This window comes from Micromonospora sicca, from assembly GCF_003172935.1.
Taxonomy (GTDB): domain Bacteria; phylum Actinomycetota; class Actinomycetes; order Mycobacteriales; family Micromonosporaceae; genus Micromonospora; species Micromonospora sicca.
Window position 1 is genome coordinate 20,577 of the sequence record NZ_QGKS01000493.1, and the last position, 25,478, is coordinate 46,054.

General features: G+C 70.8%; 19 protein-coding genes and 1 pseudogene. 5 read left to right on the forward strand and 15 right to left on the reverse strand.

Features of this window, described 5'->3' with window-relative positions; translation table 11 throughout:
- Positions 1-880 precede the first annotated feature (880 nt).
- Positions 881-4,213 carry a S8 family peptidase gene (locus DKT69_RS35535; RefSeq protein WP_109805788.1) on the forward strand — a complete coding sequence of 1,111 codons (3,333 nt, stop codon included), beginning with the start codon at positions 881-883 and terminating at the stop codon, positions 4,211-4,213.
- Positions 4,214-4,256: 43 nt separating this feature from the next.
- On the opposite strand, the gene DKT69_RS35540 is transcribed toward DKT69_RS35535, so the two are convergent.
- From DKT69_RS35540 to DKT69_RS35610, 13 genes and pseudogenes are all read right to left on the reverse strand, one after another.
- Positions 4,257-7,136 carry an AfsR/SARP family transcriptional regulator gene (locus DKT69_RS35540; RefSeq protein WP_146231306.1) on the reverse strand — a complete coding sequence of 960 codons (2,880 nt, stop codon included), beginning with the start codon at positions 7,134-7,136 and terminating at the stop codon, positions 4,257-4,259.
- A 117-nt stretch (positions 7,137-7,253) separates the two neighbouring features.
- Entirely contained in the window at positions 7,254-7,778 is a 525-nt protein-coding gene (locus DKT69_RS35545; protein ID WP_201750025.1) for a sigma-70 family RNA polymerase sigma factor, read from the reverse strand.
- A gap of 114 nt (positions 7,779-7,892) precedes the next feature.
- Positions 7,893-10,706, reverse strand: coding sequence for an AfsR/SARP family transcriptional regulator (locus DKT69_RS35550; RefSeq protein WP_109805746.1), 2,814 nt, complete (start codon positions 10,704-10,706; stop codon positions 7,893-7,895).
- A 315-nt stretch (positions 10,707-11,021) separates the two neighbouring features.
- Complete coding sequence (locus tag DKT69_RS35555) at positions 11,022-11,663, reverse strand: GNAT family N-acetyltransferase (RefSeq protein WP_109805747.1); 642 nt, start codon at positions 11,661-11,663, stop codon at positions 11,022-11,024.
- 431 nt (positions 11,664-12,094) lie between these two features.
- Positions 12,095-14,239: an RNA polymerase recycling motor ATPase HelR gene (gene helR, locus DKT69_RS35565; protein WP_201750032.1), complete on the reverse strand. Its 2,145-nt coding sequence runs from the start codon at positions 14,237-14,239 to the stop codon at positions 12,095-12,097.
- Between the two features lie 609 nt (positions 14,240-14,848).
- The gene (locus tag DKT69_RS35575; protein WP_109805749.1) at positions 14,849-15,250 is read right to left on the reverse strand and encodes a PPOX class F420-dependent oxidoreductase; all 402 of its coding nucleotides are present in this window, start codon (positions 15,248-15,250) and stop codon (positions 14,849-14,851) included.
- Positions 15,251-15,672: 422 nt separating this feature from the next.
- Positions 15,673-15,864 carry a hypothetical protein gene (locus DKT69_RS35580; RefSeq protein ID WP_201750026.1) on the reverse strand — a complete coding sequence of 64 codons (192 nt, stop codon included), beginning with the start codon at positions 15,862-15,864 and terminating at the stop codon, positions 15,673-15,675.
- A gap of 124 nt (positions 15,865-15,988) precedes the next feature.
- On the reverse strand, positions 15,989-16,615 hold the full coding sequence (locus DKT69_RS35585) for a VOC family protein (protein WP_109805790.1): 627 nt from the start codon (positions 16,613-16,615) through the stop codon (positions 15,989-15,991).
- Positions 16,616-16,620: 5 nt separating this feature from the next.
- Positions 16,621-17,085: a helix-turn-helix transcriptional regulator gene (locus tag DKT69_RS35590; RefSeq protein WP_109805791.1), complete on the reverse strand. Its 465-nt coding sequence runs from the start codon at positions 17,083-17,085 to the stop codon at positions 16,621-16,623.
- A 45-nt stretch (positions 17,086-17,130) separates the two neighbouring features.
- Positions 17,131-17,440: pseudogene (locus DKT69_RS35595) on the reverse strand (excinuclease ABC subunit UvrA); the annotation flags it as partial.
- 23 nt (positions 17,441-17,463) lie between these two features.
- Complete coding sequence (locus DKT69_RS35600) at positions 17,464-17,874, reverse strand: VOC family protein (RefSeq protein ID WP_109805750.1); 411 nt, start codon at positions 17,872-17,874, stop codon at positions 17,464-17,466.
- 103 nt (positions 17,875-17,977) lie between these two features.
- Complete coding sequence (locus tag DKT69_RS35605; RefSeq protein WP_201750027.1) at positions 17,978-19,060, reverse strand: SDR family oxidoreductase; 1,083 nt, start codon at positions 19,058-19,060, stop codon at positions 17,978-17,980.
- On the reverse strand, positions 19,057-19,758 hold the full coding sequence (locus DKT69_RS35610; protein ID WP_109805752.1) for an alpha/beta fold hydrolase: 702 nt from the start codon (positions 19,756-19,758) through the stop codon (positions 19,057-19,059). Before DKT69_RS35610 ends, DKT69_RS35605 begins: the two co-directional genes overlap by 4 nt.
- A 159-nt stretch (positions 19,759-19,917) precedes the next feature.
- On the opposite strand from DKT69_RS35610, the gene DKT69_RS35615 reads away from it, so the two are divergent.
- Positions 19,918-21,309 (forward strand): hypothetical protein, encoded by a 1,392-nt coding sequence (locus tag DKT69_RS35615; RefSeq protein WP_109805753.1) that lies wholly within the window; start codon positions 19,918-19,920, stop codon positions 21,307-21,309.
- Between the two features lie 60 nt (positions 21,310-21,369).
- Here the strand turns inward: DKT69_RS35615 and DKT69_RS38025 are convergent, their stop codons facing one another.
- Entirely contained in the window at positions 21,370-21,573 is a 204-nt protein-coding gene (locus DKT69_RS38025) for a hypothetical protein (protein WP_146231307.1), read from the reverse strand.
- 218 nt (positions 21,574-21,791) lie between these two features.
- On the opposite strand from DKT69_RS38025, the gene DKT69_RS35620 reads away from it, so the two are divergent.
- Both DKT69_RS35620 and DKT69_RS35625 read left to right on the forward strand, forming a co-directional pair.
- Complete coding sequence (locus DKT69_RS35620) at positions 21,792-22,874, forward strand: acyltransferase family protein (protein WP_109805754.1); 1,083 nt, start codon at positions 21,792-21,794, stop codon at positions 22,872-22,874.
- A 109-nt stretch (positions 22,875-22,983) separates the two neighbouring features.
- Positions 22,984-23,190, forward strand: a complete 207-nt coding sequence (locus DKT69_RS35625) for a hypothetical protein (RefSeq protein ID WP_146231308.1) — start codon at positions 22,984-22,986, stop codon at positions 23,188-23,190.
- 248 nt (positions 23,191-23,438) lie between these two features.
- On the opposite strand, the gene DKT69_RS35630 is transcribed toward DKT69_RS35625, so the two are convergent.
- A complete protein-coding gene (locus DKT69_RS35630) occupies positions 23,439-24,161 on the reverse strand; it encodes a TioE family transcriptional regulator (RefSeq protein ID WP_109805756.1) in 723 nt (240 codons plus the stop codon).
- A gap of 58 nt (positions 24,162-24,219) precedes the next feature.
- On the opposite strand from DKT69_RS35630, the gene DKT69_RS35635 reads away from it, so the two are divergent.
- Positions 24,220-25,422 (forward strand): erythromycin esterase family protein, encoded by a 1,203-nt coding sequence (locus DKT69_RS35635; protein WP_109805757.1) that lies wholly within the window; start codon positions 24,220-24,222, stop codon positions 25,420-25,422.
- The last annotated feature ends 56 nt before the right edge of the window (positions 25,423-25,478 follow it).

Genomic DNA, 25,478 nt, shown 5'->3' on the forward strand with positions numbered 1-25,478 from the left:
TGGCGCCGGTGACGAGTGCGAGCTTGTTCATGGTGCTGTTCCTTTCGGTTGTGCTCATGCCTGTTCGCCGTTGAGCCGGGCTCTCTCCGTTGGGTAGTGGCGGGCGACGTCCGCTGGCCGGTCATCACCAAGCAGATCGGGGGCTCAGTGGTGCCCCCAGTCGCTGGAAGTACCACGCCCGGCACCGGTATGAGGCCCGGTAGCCCCTCGCCCAGCGTCTCGACGGCGCGCCGATCCGTCTCGGCGGCGCCAGCGAAGTCGGACCAGTTGTGGATGAACAGCCTCCGCCCCGACCTCACCACGATCCCCCTGCACGGGGTCGAGCCGAGCCACGTCGTACTGGTCACCCGGGCCGGCGACCGCGGCCGCCTCGTCGCGGCTTTCCGCAAATACGCCCGAGCCCACCTCACCGGTCCGGACCCGGCCGAACCAGCGGGCGTTCCTCTCACACGATCCGAGGAATGAGGCGAGGTACCTACCGAGCCGGCTGCGCTTCACCGCCCGGCGTCAAGCACGTACGCGATTCTCGCCCGGCCGCAGCCGGAGCCGATGGCTTCGACGGTGACTGGTCGCCGGTCAGCAGGGTGACCGTGGCGGAGGAGGGCGGCGGCGTGGCCGGGGCGCCAGGCCGGGAAGCGGCCGCGGCCGGCGTGCGCTCAGGGCGGTGCCGACCAGGGCAAGAACCAGCGGTTTCGCGAGCATCGGGCTCCTCGGCCCGCTCAGCTGCGCGGGCCGGTATGCAGATGCGTAGATGGGCTCGGCGGTCCAGACGTGGGCCCCGCAAGTTCAGCGGCAGTGACGCAGGTCACTCGGGATGAACTTTCACCCGCCGGTCACGTCAGGAACACCTGGATACCTCAGCGTTCATCCAGGGAGAATGATGCGTTCAGTTCGCAAGATATCGGCGCTGGCACTGCTGGTGCTGGGCGTCTCGGCGGTGGCTCCGGGGGGTGTGCCCGCGTCGGCGCAGCCCGGGGCCGCGAAGCCGGCGACCACACCCCCGGTCGCGTCCAAGCCCCGGACGGTCACTCTGCTCACCGGCGACACCGTCCACCTCAGCACCGTGGACGGCCAGACGGCTGTCAACGTGGTGCCAGGCAAGGGACGGGAACGGATCCCGTTCATCACCCACAGCGCGGGCAAGGACGTGCGGGTCATCCCCGCCGACGCCGTCGGCCTGCTCAACCGGGGCAAGCTCGACGAGCGGCTCTTCGACATCTCGATGCTGGTCAAGTTCGGCTACGACGACACCCGGGCCACCCTGCCGCTCATCGTCCAGCACGGCAGCGCCGCCCCCGCCGGCCTCGCCGGCGCCCGGACCACCCGGAAGCTCTCCGGGGCGAGCGCTGTCGCGGAGAGCCGCGCGGACGCGGTGTCCTTCTGGAACAACGTCACTTCCACCGGGAGTGGCACGGAGCGGCAACTGCGGGCCGGGCTCGACAAGGTCTGGCTCGACGGGCTGCGCCAACCGACCCTCGACGTCAGCGTCCCGCTGACCGGCGCGCCGGAGGCCTGGCAGGCCGGCTGGACGGGAACGGGGGTGAAGGTCGGCGTGATCGACACCGGCATCGACCAGACGCACCCCGACCTGGCCGACCGCGTCGCCGCCGCGGAGAACTTCACCTCGGACCCAGACACCCTTGACCGGGTCGGCCACGGCACCCACGTCGCCTCCACCATCGCCGGCACCGCGGCCGCGTCGCAGGGCCGTTACAAGGGCATGGCGCCCGGGGCGACGCTCTACAGCGCCAAGGTCTGCGTCGAAGAGGGCTGCCCGGAGTCGGCGATCCTGGCCGGCATGACCTGGGCGGCGCAGCAGGGCGTCAGGGTCGTCAACATGAGCCTCGGCGGACCGGACAGCCCGGAGACCGACCCGATCGAGGCGGCCGTGGCCGACCTCACCCACCACTACGGCGTGCTCTTCGTCGTCGCCGCGGGCAACAGCGGCGAGGCCGGCGAGTCCACCGTGAACTCGCCCGGCAGCGTGACCGAGGCGCTGACCGTGGGCGCCGTGACCAAGACGGGCTGGCTGGCCTCGTTCTCGAGCCGTGGTCCGCGCGCGAGCGACGCCGGCATCAAGCCGGACATCACCGCGCCCGGCGTCGGCATCCTCGCCGCCCGCAGCTCGACCTCCGACCTGGAGCCGTACTACGAGAACCCGCAGTACACCAGCCTCAACGGCACCTCGATGGCCACGCCGCACGTGACCGGCGCAGCGGCGATCCTGGCCCAGCAGCACCCGGACTGGTCGCCTGAGCAGATCAAGTCCACGCTGATGGCAGCCGCGCAGCCGAACGCCGCCACCGGCGTCTACGAGCAGGGCGCGGGCTTCGTCAACGTGAGCCGGGCGATCCAGCAGACCGTCACGACGAGCCCGGTGAGCGTCGCCTTCGAGCGGACCGCCACCGCGCAGCAGCGCACGATCACGTACGCGAACAGCGGCTCCTCCGCCCTCGCTCTGGCTGTGTCTCTCGACGCCAAAGACGCCGACGGCGCCCCGGCGCCGGCCGGCCTGTTCAGCCTCAGCGCCTCCTCGGTGACGGTCCCGGCCGGCGGCACGGCCACCGTGACCGTCAGCGTGCAGGCCGGCGCCGACCTGCCCGACCGCTACTTCGGCGGTGAGGTGACCGCCGCCGGCGGCGGCGTGCAGGTGCAGACCCCGGTCGCGCTCGACATCGCCCGCAGCGAGCTGACCCTCAAGCTCGTCGGGCCGGACGGCGGAGCGCCCACGCCCGAGCAGGGCTGGGTGACCATCCTGACCGATCTGGATCGGCAGACCATCCTGGTCTTCGACAACCCCGCGGTCACCAAGCACCGGATCCGTCCGGGCCGTTACCTGGTCCAGACCTATCTGTTGACCGGCGACCCGTACCTTCCGCACATCGCTTCGCTGATGCGCCCGAGCCTCGACCTGACCACGGACCAGGCGCTCACCATGGACACCCGCCTGGCGAAGCCGATCGCGGTGTCGGTGCCGAACCCGAAGGCCACCGCGGTTCATCAGGAGTTGGGCTGGACGATCCGGATTGAGCAGCCGCAGATCTGGGGCAGCAACGACCCGTTCGGCGTGCTGATGGGCATTCCCTTCGACCACCTGCGAACTGCGCAGATCGGGGCCGGCGAGACGGCCGGCTTCGTCTCCTACGTCAACGGGATGTGGGGCCAGGTGCGTCAGGGCAGCCTGCACAACAGCCCGTACGTCTACCGGGTCTACCTCTATGAGCCGGAGAAGATGATGACCGGGCTGACCCGCAAGCTGGGCGCGGACGACTTCGCCACGGTCAACTCGCAGATCAGCGCGGACGTGGCCGGCGTGCCGGTTGCGCGGACCGCGGTCGCGCATGCGCCCGGCAACTCGCCGATCTACCGGGACGAGCGCAACGTCCCGCCGAGCTTCAGCTACGACGTGCCGAGCACCATCACGGAGTACTACAACCAGGACAAGCAGGCGGTGTGGCAGTCGACCTCGGCCCAGCTGAGGTACACGTACTACCAGTCGGCGTGGACCAGCTTCCAGCCCGGGCGCACGTACAACGTGAAGTGGGCCAACGCGGTGGCCGGGCCGGTCTTCCCGGAGCCGAACTTCGGCCAGCAGTTTGCCACCCGCTACTGGGGCGACCTGATCGGCGGGCCGGGGCCGCTGCACGGCGACGGCACCGGGCACATGGGCTTCCGGCATGTCCGCGGCGGTAGCGTCGAGGTGAACCTCTACCGCAACGGGGTCAAGGTCGGCGACGCGAACCAGGCGCCCTGGGTGTGGGAGGTGCCTGCGGAGCCGGGTGACTACCGGTTGGCCGCGACCTTCCGCAGCGACCCGGCGTTCACCCTGTCGACGGTGGTCGACGCGGAGTGGACCTTCAAGTCCGGGCACGTGGGCGACGGCGACCTGGTGAAGCTGCCGATGACGGCGATCCGGTACACCCCGGAGCTCAACATCAACAACCGCGCGCCGGCCAACCGGCTGTTCGCGATCCCGGTCTCGCTCGACCGTCAGGTCGGGGCGGCACCGGGCCAGACCAGCGCCTTGACCGTCGAGGCATCCTTCGACGACGGCAAGACCTGGCGGCAGCTGACCGTGCAGCGCTCCGGCGAGCAGGCCGTCGCCTGGGTGCACAACCCGGCCGGCACCGGCTTCGTCTCGCTGCGGGCCGCCGCGACGGACACCAGCGGTAACACGGTCAAGCAGACCGTCATCCGCGCCTACCGGTACTGAGGGTTGGGCCCCGGACGCGGCGCCGACCGGCGCCGCGTCCGGGTCACCGGTGCCAGAGCAGCCGGTCGCGGATCCGCCGGGCCATCGGCGAGTCCGTCCCGTCGAGCTCGGCGAGGGCCTCGCTCCACGCCTGCCCGGCCAGGGCCGGGTCGCCATTGGCGGAGTGGAAGTCGCCGATGGAGACCAGCACCTCCGCGGTGTGGTGGGTGGCCCGGGCGGCGCGGAACGTGTCGATCGCCTGCTGCCAGGTCGCCATCGCGTGCGGCAGGTCGTCGATCATCGAGTACGTGTGCGCCAGCCAGGCCTGGGTGGTGCCCACCCCGTGCAGGTCGCCGAGGGCCTCGAACTGCCGCCACGCCTCGACGAACATGCCCAGCGCCTCGGCCTGCCGGCCGAGCCAGCCCTGTGCCCGCGCGATGGCCAGCAGGGCGTTGGTGGCGCCCCGCACATTGCCCTCGGCGCGAAAGAGCGCCCGCGCGGCCTCGGCATGCCGGATCGCCTCGTGGTAGCGCCTCTGGTCCAGCCGGATCTCGGCGATGTTGTTCTCCACGTGGCCCTGCTCGGTGCGCCGGCCGAGCCGGTCGAAAAGCGCCCGGGCGTGCTGCAGGTGTGACAGCCCGCGGTCCAGATCCGCCAGGAAGTAGCAGGCGCCGGCGAGGCTGCGGTGCAGCAGAGCCTGGGCGGCGGGGTCGTCCCCGGTCGCGGCGAGGCCGGTGCTCGCCGTTGCCGCCCACTGCTTGAACTGCGCGGTGTCCTGGAAGAAGTTCTGCAGGGCCAACGCGATCTGCCAGGCCGTGCGAGGCCGGCCGCGCTCCGTGGCCCGCGCGACGATGTCGGTCAGCACCCGCTGCTCGGCGGCGAACCAGGCCATCGCGTCGGCCCGGCCGGTGAAGCCGCGCCCGGTGACCCCGCGCTCGGACGGCTCCGGCTCCGGCAGCGGCACCTGCGGCAGCAAGGGCAGATGTGCCGCGTACGCACTGAGCTGGTAATAGTCGTAGACCCGCTCGATGGCAGCGTCCCGCTCGGCCGCGTCGTCGTGCTCCTCCCCGAGCTCCACGGCATAGGCGCGCAGCAGATCATGCATCCGCCACCGTCCGTCGCCGGGCTGGACCAGCAGCTGCGCCCCGAGCTCGGCGAGCAGGCCGCGGGCGGAGCGCAGGGACAGGCCGCCCAGGGCAGCCGCCGCTTCCGTGCTCAGCTCCCGGGCCGGGTGCAGGGGCAGCAGCCGGAAGAGCCGGGCTGCCTCGGGAGTCAGTGCCCGGTAGGACCAGGAGAAGATCGCCTCCAGATCGGCGTGTGCGTCCCCGAAGCCGGCCAGCCGGCCGTCGGCCTCGGCCAGCTCGCCGGCGACCGCGGGCAGGCTGAGCCCGGGCCGGCCGACGCTGCGGGTGGCGACCAGCGCCAGGGCCAGCGGCAGCCGGCCGCACCGAGCGATGATCTCGTCGACGGCGGCCGGGGCGGCGGTCGCCGCGTCGCCCAGCCGGCGGGTGAGCAGCTCGCGGGCCTCGGCGTCGGTCAGCAGGTCGAGGTGCAGCGGGTGGGCACCCGCCGGGCCGCTCACGCCGGTGATCCGGCGGCGGCTGGTGGCGATGACGAGACTGCCGCCGGTGCCCGGCAGCAGGTGCCGGATCTGGTCCCAGTCGCGGCAGTTGTCGAGCAGGATCAGCATCCGGCGCTCGGCCAGGATGCTGCGGTAGAGGCCGGCCTGGGCGTGCAGCTCGGCCGGGATGGCGGCCGGCGCGACCCCGAGGGACCACAGGAAGCCGCGCAGGGCCTCCGCCGGTGTCATCACCGAGTCGCCGGAGTCGAAACCGCGCAGGTCCGCGTGCAACTGACCATCGGGATAGCGAGCGGCCAGCTGGTGGGCCAGGTGCACCGCGAGGGTGGTCTTGCCGACGCCGGGCATTCCGTCGATGACGAGCGCGGTGGTCCGCTGGTCACCGGCGAGCAGCGCCGCCGCGGCGGCCACGACGCCGCGGCGGCCGGTGAAGTAGGGGTGGTCGGCCGGCAACTGCGCCGGCCGCTCGGCCCAGGTCGGCTGCGACAACTCCAGCTCGGCTGGCGGCCATAATTCGGCCTCCGCGCCGCTAGGCGGCGCTCCGGGCCGAATGAAGGCCGGTCTGACGCCGCGCCGCGACCTGGAGCCGGCGGCCGGGGCGTCGTGGTCGAGCAGGCTGTCCCGGGCCGCGCGCAGTTCGCTGCCCGGCTGGATGCCGAGCTCGTCGGCGAGCCGGTGCTCGATGTCGGCGTAAGCCGCGAGGGCCTCGGCCCGCCGGCCGTCGGCGGCGAGCGCGAGCAGCAGCCGGGCCTGCAGTGCCTCGTCCAGCGGCTCGTATTCGGCGGCCAGCCGGATCGCGGGCAGCACCGCCTGGACGCAACCGGCCCCCAGGGCGGCGTCGGTCGCCGCCCGGACAGCCGCGAACCGCTCGCCGTCGACGGCGACGAACTCCGGGTGGGGCCGACCGCCGGCCTGCAGGCCCGAGGCGCACCGGTCGCGCCACAGCGCCAGCGCCTCCCGGTAGAGCTCGACGGCCGGCTCGCCGGAGCTGCCAGCGGCCTGGGCGACCAGGCGCCGGAAGCGCAGCAGGTCGAGCGACTCCCCGTCGATCCGCAGCCGGTATTCGGCGCCGTCGCGGATCAGCACCGAGCCCGCTGCCCGCGTCGGCAGGCCCGGCTCGAAGCGCCGCCGGAGCATCCCGACGTGCCGGTGCACCACATTTACCGCGCTGGATGGAGGGTCGGACTCCCAGAGCAGGTCGACGAGCTCGGCGACGCTGACCGCGCCGCCGGCCCGGGCGAGCAGCAACGCCAGGATCAGCCGCTGCTGCCGGGTGCCCAGATCGATTTCGGACTGGCCGCGCCAGGCCCGCACCGGGCCGAGAACGGCGAAAGAGAGCGGGCTGGTCATCTTGATGCGATCCAACTAGGGCTGCTTGCCACAATCGCCATAGCATGGCAGGGCGCGCGCCGCGAATTGGGCGCACGATGCGGCAATGTGAGCTTCGACTCAGCGGCCGGATCGCCGGCCGGCCGTCCCTGCTCAGGCCGCCTCGAGGCCGGTGCGCAGGGCGCGCAGCGCATAGTGGGTCCGGGACTTCACCGTGCCGATCGGCACTCCCAGCCGGCCCGCGACCTCTTCCGGTGACCGCCCGACCAGGTAGACCTCGGAGAGCAGACTGCGCTGCGCCGGGCTCAGCCGGCCGAGCGCGTGCCGGATGGCGTGCGTCGCCAGCGCGGTGCCGGTGGTGTCGTCACCAGCGGGAATCCAGGTCATGTCGACGAGATGGACCTCGGCCGGGCGGCCCCGCCGCAGCCGGACGCCGTCGATGACGAGCCGCCGGGCGACGGTGCAGAGCCACCGGCGGGCGGCATCGGGCTCGGCCGGCACCGAGTCGAGGTGCCGCCAGGCCCGCAGCATCGTCTCCTGGAGCAGATCCTCGGCGGTCTGCCGCTGGCCGCCGGTCAGCACGAGCAGGAGACGCAGCACGGCTCGGGAGTGGTCCGCATGCAGCGCGGTCATGCGCTCGGCCCGGCCGGCCGGTGATTCGTCGGGCGCCCGCAGCACGATATCTCCCCCACAGGCAGGAGCAACGGTGAATGAGGCACGAGCCTAGGGACGGTCGATGCGAATGGACTGACGCCTAAGTGCGGATCGAGTGCCGTCGCGGATCGCAATCGGTCACGGACGCGACGTGACCGCCGCGAGCAGGCCGGCCAGCCGCCGGCCGGTCCGGGTCTGCGCGTACGGGATCAAAGCCAGCGCCTCCTGCCACGCCCGCACCGCGGCGTCCTGGTCGCCGCCGGCGGCGAGGGCGTCGCCGAGCAGCGCCAGCACCTCCGCGGCCGGCGCCGACGCCGAGGCCTCCTGGTAGGCGACGGCCGCCTCGCGCCAGCAGTCGACCGCCTTGCCGGGCTCCCGGCGGGCGGAATGCACCTGGCCGAGCACCTCCCACGCCTCGGCGATGCCGAGCCTGTACTGCGCTCCGCGCGACAGCGCCATCGCCTGCTCGGCGCAGCGCACGGCCTCTTCCGCCCGGCCCAGTTCGGCGTAGCTCGCGGCCATGATCACCAGGACGTCCGCGAGCAGCTTGTCGTCTCCGGCCGCCCATGGCCCCAGCGCCGCGGAAAGCGCCCGGACGACCTCCTCGTGTCGCCCCTGGGCGCTCAGAATCATCGCCCGGTTGATCCCGGCCCGGGTCATCTCGTCGTACAGGCCGAGCCGGGCGAGCAGCTCGACCGCCTGGTCGAGATGCCCGACCGCGGTCTCGTGCTCGTGCCGGAAGTAGGCCGCCCCGGCCAGGCTGCGGTGCATCCGGGCCTGCCCGACCAGGTCGCCGCCCGCCCGGGCGGCCTCGAGGGCCACCTCGCCGGTCGTCGTCCAGTCGGCCCACCGGCCGCTGCGTTCGAAGAAGTGCTGCATGCCCAGGGCGAGCTGCCAGGCCTCGGTGTGCCGGCCCTGCCGGGCGGCGCGGCCGACCAGCGCGATCAGGACCTGCCGCTCGGCGGTGAACCAGCGCATGGCGTCGCCGTGGCCGGCGAAGCGCAGCGGGGTCTCGCCCGGCCCCGGCTCGATCATCGGGTGGTACTCGGAGGCCAGCAGCCGCTGGTGCGCCTGATAGCCGGTGGCCCGGTAGAAGTGCAGGCAGCGCAGCTCCGCGGCGGCACGCTCGGCCGGGCTGTCGTTCTCCTCGCCGAGCTCCGTGGCATAGGCCAGCAGCAGGTCGTGGGTGCGGTAGCGGCCCGGCAGGTCCTCGCTGATCAGGTGCGCGCGGCTCAGCTCGCCGATCAGCGCCCGCCCGCTCCGCAGCGGGACGCCGGCCAGGCCCGCCGCCCCGGCGATCGAGATGTCGGGGCCGGGATGGATCGGCAGCAGCCGGAAGAGCCGGGCGGCCGGGGCGGAGAGTGCCTGGTAGGACCAGGAGAAGACGGCACGCAGGCCGGTCTGCGGGTCGTCGCCGTCGAAGCCGTCCAGGCTCCCGGGCGCTTGGGCCAGCTCGGCGGCGATCTGCGCCGGTGGCGTCCGCGGCAGGCTCGCCGCGCGGGCGGCCACCACGGCCAGCGCGAGCGGCAGCCGCCCGCAGCTGGCGATGATGGCGTCGATCGCGGCCGGGTCCGCCGCGACGCGGCCGGCGCCGAGCGGCCGCAGGAGCGCCGCGCGGGCCTCGTCGACGCTCGGCAGGCCGACCGGCAACGGGTGGGCGCCGGCCGTGGTCAGCAGGGTACTGAGCCGGCTGCGGCTGGTGACGATCACCAGACAGCCGGGGCTGCCCGGCAGCAGGTGCCGGATCTGCTCGGCGTCCCGGCAGTTGTCGAGCACGATCAGCAGGCGCCGGCCGGCAAGGCTGCTGCGGTACATGCCCGCCTGGGCGTGCAGCTCGGCGGGAATGCCCTCCTGGGGCACCCCAAGTGAGCCGAGGAAGCCGCGCAGCGCCTCGGCCGGGCTCATCGCCGGCTCCCGCCCGTCGTATCCGCGCAGGTCGACATACAGCTGCCCGTCCGGGTAGCCGGCGACGAACTCGTGGGCGAGGTGGACGGCGAGGGCGGTCTTGCCGATCCCGGGCATGCCGTCGATCGCGAGCACCGCCGGCCCGCCCGGGCGCGCGACCGCCGCGCGGGCCTCGGCGATGAGGTCGTCCCGGCCGCTGAAGAAGGGCAGGTCCGGCGGCAGCTGCGCGGGCCGGGGGAACGGCGACGGCGACTCGGTACGCGCCGGCTGGGTGCGCTGGTGCAGCAGCCGGTCGTACGCCTCCCGCAGCTCCTCGCCCGGATCGATGCCCAGCTCGTCGGCGAGCCGGCGGCGCACCACCCGGTACATCTCGACGGCTTCCGCCTGGCGACCGTCGGCGGCGAGCGCCAGCAGCAACCGGCTCTGCAGCGACTCGTCGAGCGGGTGCTGCTCGGCGGCCAGCCGCAACGGCGCCAGCACCGCGCTCAGCCGGCCGCAGCGCTCGGCGGCGTCGGCGGCCTCGCGCACGGCCTGGGCGCGTTCGGCCTCCACGGCGAGGAACGCGGGATGCAGGCGGGAGGCCGGTTCCAGGCCCGCGGCGCACCGGCCGCGCCACAGCCGCAGCCCGTCGAGGGAATGCCGCAGCGCCGACTCCGGGTCGCCGTCCTGCAGGCTCCGGCCCGCCAGCCGGCTCAGCGACCGGAACTTCAGCAGGTCAAGGGACTCCTCGTCGGCGCGCAGCCGATAGCCGGAGAGCTCCCGGAGGATGTGCCGGCCCGCCGACCGGGTGGGCAGGCCGGGCTCGAGCAACCGCCGGAGCACCCCGACGTGTCGGTGCACGACGTTCGCGGCGCTGGCCGGGGCCTCCTCGTCCCAGAGCAGGTCGACCAGCTCGGCCAGGGAGACCGGTGAACCGGCCCGGGCCAGCAGCAACGCGAGCACCAGGCGCTGCTGGCGGGCGCCCAGATGCAGCTCGGCGCCAGCGCGGACGACCCTGATCGAGCCGAGCACCGAGAAACCGATCGTCTTGCCCGCCTCCGCCCGCACACCGGCAACGGTAACCGGCCGATCCGCCGCTCGGAGCTTGCGGCCACCGGCCCGGGGCGAGACTGGGTCTCCGGGACGGCGACGGGAGAGGCAGGGCCGATGACGACGACGGTCAGTTCGATGGCCGAACGTGTCCGGCAGGGCGTCCTCGGCGAGGGCGGCCTTTCGAGATGTGGCTGAGCCCTTCAGGGCCGCTGCTACTTCGCACAGTAACCGGCGTGCGGACTCAAGGGTCCAGGACCTGGAGAAAGGGTGGCTTCAGGACTTGGGCTCAGATGCCTCAACTCGGCGCGGTCAGCGGCATGAGCGATACTGTCAGAGGCCAAACATCGGCCGACAAGCCGCCATCCCGTCCACCCTCACCGCGGGCCGCTTCTCCTGAATCCATCTCTCCCGGGTAAGCCGTAGGCGGTCGGATACGACGGCCTCGTCGCCGCGGGCGTCAACCGAGATGCCGTCGTACTCATAGCCGAGCTTGCGAGACACGCCCTGAGAGGCACGGTTGTCCTGGAACACCTCGGTGAGCGCGGCACGTGCGTCGAGGTGGTCGAAGGCTAGCGCCAGCAGGCCGACCCGAGCCTCGGTTCCGTAGCCCTGGCCCTGGTGTTCTATTCCCAGCCACGCGGATGTCGTGACCTCCCGAACAACCGGGAAGTCGCGCCCTCGCAATGTGACCACGCCAAGCGGCTCTCCGTGACGGAAGACCCCAAGCCCCAGCCGCCACGCTGCCACGCTCCAGCCTCCAAGCTGGCCCCAGTGTCCCTGCAGCACGAACCGCGCCCGATCCTCAGGGCTGCCGTCGGTCCAAGGCGTCAGGAACGGGTGCTCGTTCGCGCGGTGCACGCCCCTGCCTGCGAGGTGAGCAAGCTCCGCCAGTTCCTCCTCACCGGGCAGGCGAAGCTCCAGTCGTGGCGTGAAGATGGTGAGGCCGTACTGGGGCCACAGATCAGACAGCACGGGCCTGATCCTGACGATCAACCCCCGCCGCCGCTACTGGTTTGCTCAGACAGCGCTGTCATCGGTATGAACGTGCACCCAGAGCCGATCACCGCAACAGCCAGCCCGTCCCATGCCCGCGGCCAGGTACGCATTGAATGCGAGGAAGCGGACCTCCCCAACGGCCTCACCGGACGCCCTGGCTCGCAACGCCTCATCGGTTTGTACGTCTGCGCCGACCTGGCCATCGCACGGGTCGACGCGGCCCCGTAAACCGGGGCAGCCATCGGGGCAGGCGATTCCGTGGGGCGAACATCGCCAGATCGCCAGCGGCGTCCCGCGCATATCCGCGTACTTCGTACCCCTGCAGCACCGGGCGGTCGCGCAGGGCCAGGCGCAGGCGAGCGACGGACTCGGCGTCGATCAGGCCGTGCAAGCGGGCGATCAGGTTGTCAGGAGCTCGTGAGGATGACGAGTTGCTGGGTCGCTCGGGTCATCGCGACATAGCGGTCGACCGCTCCTTCGATGCCGTTGCCGAATGCCTCCGGGTCGATGAGGACGACCAGGTCGAACTCCAGCCCCTTCGACAGCTCCGGGGTCAGCGACCGGACGCGGGACGTCGCCCGGAACGTGGGATCGCCGATGACGCAGGCGATCCCGTCGGCGTGCGCGGCGAGCCAGGTGTCGAGGATCGAGCTCAGATCAGAAGCAGATCCGTGTACGACGGGGACGTCGCCGCTGCGGATGGAGGTCGGCACGTTGGCGTCGGGGAGCACGGCCCGGATGACCGGCTCGGCTTCCGCCATGACCTCTTTCGGCGTCCGGTAGTTGATGCTCAGAGAGGCCAGGTTGATCCGGTCGAGCCCGATCCGCTCGAGCCGTTCCTGCCACGACTCCGTGAACCCGTGCCGGGCCTGGGCGCGGTCCCCGACGATGGTGAAGCTCCGGGACGGGCAGCGGAGCAACAACATCTGCCACTCCGCGTCGGTCAGTTCCTGAGCCTCGTCCACGACGATGTGCGCGAACGGGCCGGCGAGCCGGTCCCGGTCGGTGCTGGGCAGTGCGGTCTCGTCGACCAGGGCGTCCCGCAGGTCCTGTTGGCGCAGCATCGTCAGCAAACCTTCCCCGTCGTCATAGGCGTCGGCCTCGATCAGGTCGTCGACGACCGTAGCCATGCGCGCGCGTTCGACGGCGACAATGGCTTCATGCCGACGCTTACGCCCTGACGCCTCCGGATCGCCGAGCCGCTGCCGTGCCGCGTCGAGGAGCGGCAGGTCGGACACCGTCCAGGCCTGGGCGTTGCCGCGCTGGAGCTGCCGAATTTCATCGGGGCTGAGCCAGGGAGCGCACTTGCGCAGGTAGGCGGGCACCGACCACAGGTCTCCGACGAGGTCGGTCGCTTGGAGCAGCGGCCAGGCGCGGTTGAAGGTCGTGCGCAGTTCCCTGTTCTGCAGCAGCGACCTGCGGACCAGGTCATCCGGCTCATCGCCGTCGTACTTCTCCATCAGGATCGTGAGCAGCTCTTCCCAGATCTCGTCACGCGCCTCGTTGTGCGGAGTACCGGGCCCCGCCGCCTCGAACGCCTCGACCCAATCGTCGGCGCTCAGCCAGATGTCGGACTCGCCGGTCGTGACCGTCATCGGTTTGGCCGGCGGCTCCTCGTAGAACCTGACGGCCGCCTCGATCGCCTTCACCAGGTCCGCGGACGACTTCAGGAGCGCCACGTCCGGGTCGATCTCGATGGTTGCCGCGGCACCCTCGGGCACGAGGTCCCGCAAGGTGCAGGTCTGCACGTCCTCCTCGCCGAGGCTGGGGAGGACGTCGGCGACGTAGGCCAGGTAGGGCTGGTGCGGACCGACGAACAGCACGCCGCCCCGGCGGTGACCGAGGCGAGGGTCGGCGTAGAGGAGGTAGGCGGTGCGGTGCAGAGCGACGACGGTCTTCCCCGTACCCGGACCGCCGTCGACGACGAGAGCGCCGCGTGATTCCGCCCGGATGATGGCGTCCTGGTCGGCCTGGATCGTGCTGAGCACGTCCCGCATCCGGGCCGACCGGCTGCCGCCCAGGCTGGCGATGAAGGCGGACTGGTCGTCGAGCGCGGCGTGCCCTTCAAACCCGTCCGCGGTGAACACCTCGTCCCAGTAGTCGGTGATCCGGCCGCGGGTCCAGCGATACCTGCGGCGGCTCGCCAGACCCATCGGGTTGGCGTGGGTCGCTCCGAAGAACGGCTCAGCCGCGGGGGAGCGCCAGTCGAGCAACAGCCGACGACCCGCGCTGTCCGTGAGGCCCCGTCGTCCGACGTACACGGGCTCGGGGTTGTCCGCGCTGACCATGCGTCCGATGCACAGGTCCAAACCGAAGCGACGCAGTGCGCGCAGGCGAGCGGTCAGCCGGCGGATCTCCATGTCCCGGTCCACCGCCTGCCGGCCTTTGCCGCCGGGCGCCTTGCGCGCGGCATCGAGGCGGTCGGACAGGTCGGCGAACAACTGCTCGAGGCTCTCCGCGAGGGCCGCGAAGTGCCGCTCGTCGCGGGCGATCAGCGTCGGGTCGGCCTTGGGGGAAAGGGGGTCGGGAAGGTCAAACACGCTGCTGGTCAGGGGGTTCACGTCATCAGCTCCGATCTGAGGTCGCTTGCAGTGGGAGACGAGTGCGCGGCGCCCCTGCGCACGGATCGCCTCGATGGCACCCGGGCGACGTCAGTCGGGGCGCGCTGGGCATGCTGCCGAAGTCCACGTACACCGGTGGTGTGCCGGCGTCCAGGAACCCCACCAACTCGGCCGGGAGTGGGCGTTCGTCCGGCAGGATCCGCGCCGGTCTGCACGACGTCGAGGTCCGTCGGCTTCTGCCCTGGGCCCAGGATCGGGTCCGCCGCCAGCCAGGGGTGGTCGGTGCGGCGTGGCCGTCATCATGTACGCCCCGCGCGGCGCCTGACCCGTGGCCGACGGGCCAGGCGCCCCGCGCGACTCAGTGCGGTGCCGCCGCCGCTTCCCGCGCGCGGCGCCCGTCGCCGGTGAGGGTGGACAGCGCCCGGCAGCGGGTGCGGCGGGTGGTGCGGCGACGGCAGCATGACCACGACCGGCACGTCGCCCAACCGGTCCAGGCGCGACAGCATCTTGCGAGCGGCCCGCGCAGGCCCGCTCCACCGCGGGTGCTACGTCGCCAGTCCCCACCCGCTCAGGCCTGGGTAGCCACGTCCCAGCGAGATTTCACACCGTACGGCTCGCTCGCGGCCCGCCCAGCCCCCACGAGACGATCTTGGTCGGGGTGATCCTGATGATCTCCCGGGACAGGTACGGCAGGGGCGGCTCGTGGTCCGTCAGCGCCACCGCCGTGCCCCGGATCTCGATGCCTCGGGGCGCCCACGGATCGACCGTCGCCAGGTCGTCCACGACGAACGCGACCGTGCTGCCCTGCTGGACGTTCCGGAACTTCTTCGACGAGCCCAGCGCGCCGCCGCCGATGACGATCGTGCCAGTGCCGGCATCGACGAAGAAGTTGGTCGGGTTGTTCTGCACCTGCCCGTCAGGCGAGACGGTGGCCAGCCGCCCGATGCGCTGCGTGGCCAGGTAGTCGAGTTCTGCTTGGGTGAAGACCACACACGTCAGCATGCAACCCCGTCCCCGCGCGACCCGACCGTCGACAACAACACACGCATTTCGCGACTCCCATTTCCGAAGGTTCTGGCCTCGGCCGGCAATTCTGCGGCACGACCCGGGTCTTGCCGCAAGGCCCCCGGTGCGGTATATGTTGAGAGTGGAAGGGAGTGGGTACCCCCTTTCCCTTGATCGTCCGCTGGACGGACAACCTCCCCGCAAAGCGGCGGCGCGCCGCGTACGGCAATGCCGTCGGCCGAGGACGATCTCCCATGGGCCTACGGATGCAGCCGCAAAGCGAGAAGTCCTTCACCCTCTTCAGCAAGTCGACGGCTGCCCTCAGCCCCTGGGTGGGACCGACACGGCCGTGACATGTTGTCGTTCGTGCCCGGTCATGTTTCTCAACGGTGGCAGCACTTCACCGACGACCAGCTTGGTCAGGCAGCGACGCTGCTGCGCCAACTGCATGACGTGCCGTCGATGACGACCACGTCGCGCGTCGGCCCAAGGCTGAGTCGCACCCGGCCGTCCGCCAGCAGGTTGCGGCCGGTAACCGAGTCGCGCGGCGTCGAGATGAGGAACGCGGTCCCGTCCCTCTCCTCAAGCCCACGCGGCAGCGCGCCCGTCATGCTCTCTCTCCAGTCACTTGTGGAGAGCCCTTCCTCCAGGGGATGGGCTCCAGCGGTCATCACTCGGTTCGCCCGGCAGCCGTCTCTTGATCGGCGGCCAGGTCGGGCAGGCAGCAGTGACCCGTCAGGGCGTGGGTGCCAGCGATACGGCCTCCCAGGCGAATCCGTCCGGGTCGGTGAAAGGCCCGGCATCGCCGCCGATCGTGAGCCGGTGCGATCCAGTGCCGTCGGGAGCGACGCCGACGTCCTTGGCAAGGGCACGACGCCTGTACAGCGCAAGCTTGACGGGACTCGACCCAGCCGCGAACTCGACGTACATGCGGCCAAAGCTCTTCGCCACGGCAAGGCCGCGCTCGACGTAGAACCGCTTGCTCGCGGCCACGTCCGCGACTCCCAGCAGGAGCACGATCTCGTCGATCTGCCGGGTGGCCGGGCCGGTGTCCTTCTTCGCCGAGGTCGCGACCTTCCAGATCGTGCCGTCCGGGGCTTGCACGACACCCCCGTAGCCCCAGAGCGACTTCGCGGCAGGCCTCAGCGCCGTGGCGCCGGCGTCCAGGGCAGCGCCGATGAGACCGTTGACGGTGGCCGGCTGGGACACCGTGAGCGCCAGCGTGAACCCACGGAAGCCGGTCGTCGGTGCCTCCGAGGCCCGCAGGCGTATCTGCGTGTCCAAACCGAAAGCGGCGGTGTAGAAGCGGTTGGCGGCCGTGGGGTCGGCCACGTCGAGGGTGACGGATTCGATGGATGCCATGGCCATCACGCTAGTTGCGGCTCGGCGACCGGAGCTTCTCGATTCCTGACCGGTCTTGTCACCTGTTTCGCCACACACGGCGGCATCCCCGCCGCAGCGCCCGTTGCGCGGCGCCGGTAGGCGCTGGGCGGCATGCCGACCAGCTCGGTGAAGCGGGTGCTGAAGGTGCCCAGCGATGAGCAGCCGACCGCGAAGCAGACCTCGGTGACGCTGAGGTCGCCACGACGCAGCAGCGCCGTCGCGCGCTCGATGCGACGCGTCATCAGGTACGCGTACGGCGACTCGCCGTAGGCCAGCCGGAACTGGCGGCTGAGGTGCCCCGCCGACATGTGCGCGCCGCGGGCGAGCGCCTCGACGTTCAGCGGCTGCGCGTACTCCCGGTCGATCCGGTCCCGGACACGGCGCAGCCGCGCGAGGTCGCTGAGGGTCTGCGCCGCGGCGAGTGCACGCCCCCACGAGGGGTGACACATGAGAGAGAGCTCCTTCCATCGATGTCCGCGAGCACCTCGGCTACCTGCCGAGCAGGCGGCGAGGTGCTCGATGACGATGACCGACTTGCCGGGGTCGACGAGCCGGTCGAGCAGGCCGAGCAGCTGCTCGACGCCGGCCGGCTGGAGACCGGTGGTCGGCTCGGCGAGGATGTCAATCGCCCTTGTGGGCGGCCGGCATGCGCGCCTCGCCCTCGGCGAAGAACGCCTCGGCCTCGGCGACCGACATCGCGAGCACCTCTGCGATGGTGCGGCCGCCGAGGGTGTGGTCGAGGACAGCGGCCTGGAAGCGCTGGCCGCCGGATTCTTCGCAGCTGGTCGCGACGCCGACCATCATGGCCGAATCGATGACCGGACGGCTCAGCGCAGCTCCTGGATGCGGATCAGGTTGCCGGCGGGGTCGCGGAAGGCGCAGTCGCGGATGCCGTACGGCTGCTCGGTCGGCTCCTGGACGACCTCGGCGTCGCCGGCCTGCAGCTTGTCGAAGGTGCCGTCGAGGTCGCGGGTGGCCAGCAGGATCCAGCCGTAGGTGCCCTTGGCCATCATCTCGGCGATGGTGCGGCGCTCGTCGTCGGTGACGCCGGGGTCGGCGGCCGGCGGCGCCAGGAGGATGGACGTGTCGGGCTGGTCGGCGGGGCCGACGGTGATCCAGCGCATCTTGCCCTGTCCGACGTCGTTGCGGACCTCGAAGCCGAGGGTGTCGCGGTAGAAGGCCAGGGAGGCGTCCGGGTCGGTGTGCGGGAGGGAGCTGGTGTGAATGGTGATGTCCATGGCAGTCACGCTAGGTGCGGCTCGGCGGCCGGCGCTTCTCGATTCCTGATCGGTCTGGTGAGGCACATCCGCCCATGCCGTGGCACGGAGCTCGGCCTGCCACTCATCGCCACCAACGGCGAAGCGCGGCTGCGGCCGTCCCGACCAGCAGTGCGGCAGCGGCTCCCGCCACGCGCCGGGCTGCCTGTTGCCGGCTGTCCCAGCCGCCGTGGATTGCTTCGAACTCCAGAGCTGGCCGGTGCAGGTTCCCGGCGGTAGCCGGCGCGGGCCGGCGCATGAAGTGCTGCCGGTCGACCTGGATGGCCATCAGCCGCTCGACCAGGCCGGGAGTCAGCCGGGACTGCATCAGCAAGGCGTGGGCCGCGGTCCCGACGGCCACCTCCCGCCGGGGCCGCCGCACAAGGTTCACGATGGTCCGCGCGACCCGCTCCGGCGGGTACACCGGCGGCATGGCCCGGACCGCCCGGCCCGTGCAGTTCGCGGCGTGCTGGAAGATCGGCGTGTCGATCGTCGCCGGCAGAACCGTGCACACGTGGATTCCGGATGCGCCTTCCACCTGCAGTTCCTGCCGCAGGCTGCCACTCAACGCCCGGACCGCGAACTTCGACATCGTGTAGGCGTGGGTGTACGGCTGCGTGACCACCCCGACAACCGATGACACATCGACCAGCACGCCATGGCCCTGTTCCCGCATCACGGGCAGTGCCGCACGGGCCCCGTGCACATAGCCCATCACGTTCACGTCGAGAACCCGCCGAAAGTCTTCCTCCGAAACGTCCTGAAATCGCCCGAAAGCGCTCACCGCAGCATTGTTGACCCATACATCGATCCGCCCGTACCGCTGCAGAGTTCGCTGGGCCAACTCCCGCACCGCCTGCGCGTCGCTGACGTCCGTGGGCACCGCAATCGCCCGCCCGCCACGCTCCACGCACTCCTGAACAACGTCGTCCAACGCAGCCTCTCCCCGCGCCGCCAGGGCCAGGGCGTTGCCGTGATCGGCGAAGGCGTGGGCGGTGGCCCGGCCGATGCCGCTGGACGCCCCGGTGACAACAACGACGAGATCCCTTGTCCGCACGGGCCGCGGATACCCCACCCCCGCCAGGTCAACCCCTGTTTCCACCGCACCGGCGCAATACCAGAAGACGGCAAGGCGCCGCTCACGGTTCAGCGGGCCGATGACAATCAACCGAGCCCGGTCGCGAAGCGGCGCATCGGTTCGGACCAGGCCTTAGGATCCAGCCATGGGAAGGTGTGGGCGCCGGCGACTTCGACGTACTCGCCGGTGGACGGTAGCGCAGCCAGCTGGCGGCCCCACCGGGAAGTGCTGATCATGTCGTCGCGTCCGCGGATCACGAGCAGGGGAACCCTGAAGCGGGTCACGGGTTCCTCGATCGTGTGGTCGAGATGTGCGCGTGCCAGGTGCAGCATGCGGCGAAGCCCTGCCCGCTTCCACTCGGGGCGGTGTGACTGGGTCAGCCCGGGTGGCTCCCGGCGTCCGTCCAGTCGCCAGCGGATGAGCAGACGGAGCGGGCTCCGAGCGACGGGGTCGACGGTGGGGCTGGCCAGGACGACACCACGCACATCGGGGTGGCCGACGGCAGCCTGCGCGGCAACCTGAGTGCCGCTGGAATGGCCGGCGAGTACCACCGGACCGAGTCGCTGGGCGGCGAGCCAGTCCGCGACGGCATCGCCGAACTCCACCACGGTGAGCTCGTGCGGCGGTTCACCGCTGCCGGCAAAGCCGGGTAGTTCGACGAGGTGCGCACGCGTCCACTCGCCGAGCGCGCCGAGGCCCGGCATGAGGTAGTCGGCCACTCCCATGCCCTGGACGAGCACCAGCTCGGGCACATCGGCTCGCGGCTCGCCGACCGCCCGGCTGCGCATCCGACCCAACGGAGCGTCGTGGTACGACGTCGTCACATTCGAGGGAAATGGTGGCGCATACGGCTCCGGCCTCTTCCGCATACCCGGGGTTACCCGACAGGCACGGACGGAACCGGGCGTACCGGATGATTTTCGGGGTAACCGCCCGCGGGAGGTGGGATGAAACTACCCCGCGAGGTGGCGGCATTCGACTCCGCTTCTGCCATGGTCATGGCAACTGCCCGCTACCTTCATCACCGCGACACGCCACCAATGGGCAGGCCTGCGGGGCGACTCTTGCGTCCCCTCGCGACCGCCGCGAACCGGCTTCCGGTCCGGCTCAGAGAGACGATCTACAGCCTGGCCAGCGGAGCCGAGGCGCAGCCGGCGGCACGAATGGCGACCCTCGACATCGAGCAAGTCGCCGCCTCGATCGTCCGACTCTACCCGCGGCGCCGGTACCCGGCGGTCATCCTCGGCTCGTCCAGCGGAGCGCTCGTGCATCTGTGCGCGGCCCTCGGTATCGCCTGGTTGCCCCAGACGCTTCTGCTCCCGCTGCGTCAACGGCAGGTGCCCCCGGATGATCCGATGCGCGCCCTACACGCCTTCGACGCCAGCGCCCAGGCGCTGTTGGCACGCAACCCCGACTTCGTCCTGCACCACCTGCATGATCCAAACCAGGATCGGTTGACGTCGCGGCGGATGGCCTACTTCCGGGTGAAACGCACCCGGCTCGGACCCGCGTACGAGCGATTCCTGACCAACACGCTCGATCCCGGCGGCGTGGTCCTGCTCGCCGAGTGCACCCGGCGATGGCCCACCACCCGCGTCGGCGAGCGACACGTCTTCCAGTTCGGTGCCGTCGGCGGACTGCAGCCGTCGCAGTATCGCGAGGGCGATCCCCGAATAGCCGCATACCTACGTCGTTACGGAGTCAAGCGGACACGGTGGGAGGCGCCGACGCCGGACAGCGAAAGCCCTGAGGCGGAATGGGGATTCGAACCGGCGCTACGGGACGACGCGACCGCATTCGCGCGCCGACACGGCTATCAGGTACGGCGGCTGATCTTCGACGACCCCGAGGACCTCAGCCCGCTCATCGCCGACCTCTATCGCTGGTGGTACCGACAACGCGGCCTGCCAACCAACCGACTGCTGGTGGAGTCGTTCATCCTCGCCGACCCCTGGTGGGCTCTCCGGACCGGTTGCGTACCCTACTGGAGCACCTTCCCCGTCCAGAGTTCGGCCGACGCACTCGAGCGCTATCTCGATCAGTCGGACACCTACGACTACTTACACCTCATGCTGTTCTGCCATGGTGTGGAATCCGTGGGACTGGCAAGCGTCGACCAGTGGCGCAGGGTGCTTCAACGTGCGCGAGTGGCGGGATCGTTCGCCGGGACAGAGCCTCGTCGCTACCCGAGCGACCTTGCGACGTTCTTCCGCTACCAGTCGGCTCTGCGGGCCATACCCGACCGGCACCCGATCCCCGAGCCACTCGAGTTGAGGGAGTTCGAAGGATTCTTTGCGCAGCGCGGCCACCGCTATCCGGCCGTGAGGATGGAAGGCTGAAGTCCCAGCTTCCATCATCGGCTCAGTTCCCGCCGGTGAACGGCCCCTCTGAGGGCCGTATCACTCTTCATCCTGTTTATCCATCCCGCCGGTAGCCTCGTAGTGCCAGCCGTCATCGGCGCGGCGAGCCCTGCGGTACTCCACGTACCAAGTGCCGTCGGGGGTCTCATGGGTGAATTCCACGAGTTCGTCAGGACTGCCGGCTATTGGCCGGTCCACCCCATCGAGTGGCCCGCCGTGCAGGTGCGCAACTGAAGCGGTCATGTCCGCCGGCTACCCACGCAATTGGGGACCATGCGGCCGAAGAGCGGGGCAGCGGATTGTCCTCGCGGACCCGCCGCTTGCGCCTCTGGCCGGTCGCGTTCGCCGACCTGCGCTCCTTGAACGGTGAGCCTGGCAAGGTACAGCGCTTCGCGGGCGGCCTTTGGTGATCCTGCTCACTCCAGCTAGATCGGGTATCGGCCGACCGGCAGCCTGGCCGGGTGACAACCACGGTGATGCCTGAGAGCCCTGGCGTCGCTGTCGCGCCCATCAGGCGCGACCCGTACATCGACAACGTCAAAGGGCTGTTGATCGTCCTGGTCGCGCTCGGCCACATGGTGGGTCAGACGCTCGGCTCCTCGCCAGGTGGCAGGACGATCTACACGTTCATCTACCTGTGCCACATGCCGGCCTTCGTCATGCTTTCGGGGATGCTCTCGGCAACCGAGCTCACCGGCCGTCGTGCGGCGTCGCTGATCCGGGATCTGCTCGCGCCGTACGTGGTGTTTCAGCTGCTTTACATGAGCTTCTACACGGTGATGGACAGGCCGATGCCCTGGACGGTCAACGAGTTCCTCTCCCCGATTTATCACCTGTGGTTCCTGCCCGCTCTGTTCATCTGGCGGATGCTCGCTCCGCTCTTCGCCCAACTTCGCGGAGCGGTCGTCATCGCGATCGTGGTGTCCCTCTCCGCCGGAGCCGCCACGGTGCTCGGCCACGCCCTGTCGTTGGACCGGGTGGCAGGAATGCTGCCCTTCTTCGTCCTCGGCGTCTGGCTCGGTCGCGGCAGGCTCGCGTACCGCCCATCTCCGCTTGTGCGGTTAACCGCGATCGCCGTGCTCATCGCTGCCGCGCCGATGGCCTATCTGGTCGCCTCGCGCCTGTCGAACCTCTGGGTGTACTGGAACCGCGCTTACCAGCGGCTCGGGGTGGAGATGACCGAGGGCGTCCTGATCCGGCTTGGACTGATGGCCGTCGGGTTGGCGATGACATGGGCGATCATGATGCTCGCTCCGCGTCGCCAGACGTTCCTCACGGGTTGGGGAGCCAACTCCATGTACCCGTATCTGCTGCACGGGTTCGTCGTCCTGGCCTTCGCCTGGTCACCCCTCGACGACCAGGTCGACAACATCCCAGCATTGCTGGTGCTCATCGCCGCGGTCGTTGCGCTGGTCTGGATCACCGCCAGCCGGCCCGTGGTGTGGGCGTTGCGTCCGCTGGTCAGCCCTCCGGTCGGCTGGCTGCTCAGGGACGTCGTCCCAGCGAAGAAACATCAGCCCACGGCGGTGACCAGCCAGAGCTGAGCTTAGCCTCGCAGGCCGCGAGGCTCGGCCGGTCGAGCGAGGGCTGTGGCGGTGCCGTGGGTTGCTGTACTTTCGCGCCGTACAGCGAGACGAGGATGGCATGAGGCCGATGAGGCTACGGAAGACACCGCTTTCCATCGGGGAAAAAGCGGTTCTGGTCCTGACCGCTTCTGCGGCGGCGCTTGTCGGCGGTCTCACCCGGTGGGTGCTGGACCTGGACGACCGGCTCGGCTACTGGCTCACCAGCCTGTTCTACGTCGTGCTTGTGGGCTTGGCTGTAATCGCCGTTGGCATCATGTTGCTGCGCGAAAGGTGACCGGAGCCGGAAGGGTCTCCGCCCCGACCCCTCGCTTGTAAGTCCTGAGCGCCGCGTCCGTTGGCGTCCGTCCCTGATCGTGACCTCGGACGGTCTTCCACCGCGGGCTTGGCCTGGTCGTCATCGTCCGGGCCGGTTGCTGTCGCTGCTGCTGTCAGAGTCGGCCGTGAGCAATCCCGCACTGCTCGGACGGCTTTCCGTCACGATCACTAAGACACCCCGGAGCTTCGCGGCCAGCAGTCCGCTCGTCATCCGGGCGGAGCCGGGCGGCGGTCGAGGTAGGCGTCCAATGCGGCGGCGCCGGCGAGCATGGCGCGGCTCCTGGCCGAGAGGCGGGCGCGCCAGTCGGCCAGCATCGACTCCAGCGGTGCGACGCCTCCGGCGGTGCGGACCTGGGCGATCAGCGGGGCGATCTGCTCCAGCAGGTAGCCACCCCGTCTGAGCTGGTGGGCCAGCAGGGCGTCGCGGACGTCCGCCTCGCTGTAGACCCGGTAGCCCGTCCGCGGGTCGCGGCGCGGCTGGACCAGGCCGGCGCGTTCCCATTTGCGCAGGGTGGCCGGTCGGATGCCGAGCCGCCGCGACAGCGGGCCGACGAACGTGTCACCGCGCTCCCGCGGTACAGGATCGAGGTCGCGAAGCGCGGCTTCGACGGCCTGGAGGGTGCGGCGGTCGTCGAGCAGCTGGGCGTGGCTCTCGTCGATGAGCCGGAGCGCGTCCTCGGTCGCGTCCCGGTTGACCGCCTGCATGATCGAGGTGGCCGTCTGGTGGCCGTGTCCTGACACGAGCGCGAGAAACGCACGGAGGGCCTGCGCGTGCAGCGGCGTGTAGGTGCGGTATCCGTGCAGGGTGCGTTCGGCGCCCGGCAGGATTCCGGCCGCCTCGTAGTTCCTGATCGCCTGGGTGGACAGGCCGTGCCCGCGCGCCAGGTCGACCGGCCTGAGCCGTCCACCGTCTTGAAGGTTTCGCCCCACTGTCCTGTCACTATCGCGGAGAAGTTTCAACCGAAGGTTCAACGATACCGTTGAGGGCATGATTGCTGGTACCAAGGACACCGCCCATGCTGTCGAGGCCGCGGCCGTCATGCGGCTGCTCCCGACCCGGCCGCGGCTGCTCGCCCTGGGCGAGCCCACCCACGGCGCGGACCTCCTGCTCGACGTACGCAACGAACTCTTCCGGCAACTCGTCGAGCAGGAGGGTTACCGGACGATCGCCATGGAGAGCGACTGCGTGATGGGCCTGGTCGTGGACGACTACGTCACGTCCGGCACGGGCAACCTCGACGAGGTCATGGAGCGCGGCTTCAGCCACGAGTGGGGCGCCTTCCCGGCCAACCGCGAGCTGGTGCGCTGGATGCGCGCGTACAACGACGGCCGGCACGCGTCCGAGCGGCTGCGCTTCGCCGGTTTCGACGGCCCGCTGGAGATCACCGGCGCCGCGAGCCCCCGGCAGGCCCTCACCGCACTCCACGCCTACCTCACCGCCTGGGCCGACGCCGACCTTCTCCCCTGCGCCGCCGATACGCTCGACCGCCTGCTCGGCGCCGACGACCAGTGGACCAACCCCGCCGCGATGATGGACCCATCCCAGTCCGTGGGGCAGACACCCGAGGCCAAGCAGCTGCGGCTGCTCGCCGACGACCTGGTGACGCTGCTCGACGCGCAGACGCCACAGCTGATCGCGGCGTCCTCACCGGACGACTGGGACCGGGCATGCCTGTACGGGCGCACCGCCACCGGCCTGCTGCGCTACCACTTCTGGATGGCCGACACGTCACCGGGTCGCATGGCGCGGCTGCTGGCCCTGCGGGACTCGATGATGGCCGCCAACCTGTTCGCCATCGCCGAGCGGGGCCCGGCGTTGGTGTCCGCGCACAACGGCCACCTCCAGCGGAACAAGAGCAGGATGCGGATGGGCGACCTGCCGCTGGAATGGTGGAGCGCCGGCGCGATCGTCAGCGCCCACCTGGGCGACGGGTACGCCTTCCTGGCTACAGCCCTCGGCACGATCCGCCACCATGGCGTGGACGCCCCACCTCCGGACACCATCGAGGGGCTGCTGTACACGCTGCCGGAGGACCGATACGTCGTCGACGCCCGCCGACTGGCCACCGTCCTCGGCGACGTGACGCCCGCTCCCCGCGTGTCCCCCTGGTTCGGCTACTCCCCGTTGGACCCGGCCCACGTGGCCAGCAATGATGGGATCGTGTTCGTCAAGGACATCCCGGCGGGATGATGTGATGGCTGGGCCGAAACGCGCGGCGGTGCCGGAGATGGGCTGCGGCACCGGTC

Excerpts from the sequence above, each read along its gene's own strand:
- DKT69_RS35535 (WP_109805788.1), top strand. The coding sequence starts at position 881 with ATGCGTTCAGTTCGCAAGATATCGGCGCTGGCACTGCTGGTGCTGGGC.
- DKT69_RS35575 (WP_109805749.1), bottom strand. The coding sequence starts at position 15,250 with ATGCTGACGTGTGTGGTCTTCACCCAAGCAGAACTCGACTACCTGGCC.
- DKT69_RS35580 (WP_201750026.1), bottom strand. The coding sequence starts at position 15,864 with ATGACGGGCGCGCTGCCGCGTGGGCTTGAGGAGAGGGACGGGACCGCG.
- DKT69_RS35585 (WP_109805790.1), bottom strand. The coding sequence starts at position 16,615 with ATGGCATCCATCGAATCCGTCACCCTCGACGTGGCCGACCCCACGGCC.
- DKT69_RS35590 (WP_109805791.1), bottom strand. The coding sequence starts at position 17,085 with ATGTGTCACCCCTCGTGGGGGCGTGCACTCGCCGCGGCGCAGACCCTC.
- DKT69_RS35600 (WP_109805750.1), bottom strand. The coding sequence starts at position 17,874 with ATGGACATCACCATTCACACCAGCTCCCTCCCGCACACCGACCCGGAC.
- DKT69_RS35610 (WP_109805752.1), bottom strand. The coding sequence starts at position 19,758 with ATGCGCAGCCGGGCGGTCGGCGAGCCGCGAGCCGATGTGCCCGAGCTG.
- DKT69_RS35615 (WP_109805753.1), top strand. The coding sequence starts at position 19,918 with ATGAAACTACCCCGCGAGGTGGCGGCATTCGACTCCGCTTCTGCCATG.
- DKT69_RS38025 (WP_146231307.1), bottom strand. The coding sequence starts at position 21,573 with ATGACCGCTTCAGTTGCGCACCTGCACGGCGGGCCACTCGATGGGGTG.
- DKT69_RS35625 (WP_146231308.1), top strand. The coding sequence starts at position 22,984 with ATGAGGCTACGGAAGACACCGCTTTCCATCGGGGAAAAAGCGGTTCTG.
- DKT69_RS35635 (WP_109805757.1), top strand. The coding sequence starts at position 24,220 with ATGATTGCTGGTACCAAGGACACCGCCCATGCTGTCGAGGCCGCGGCC.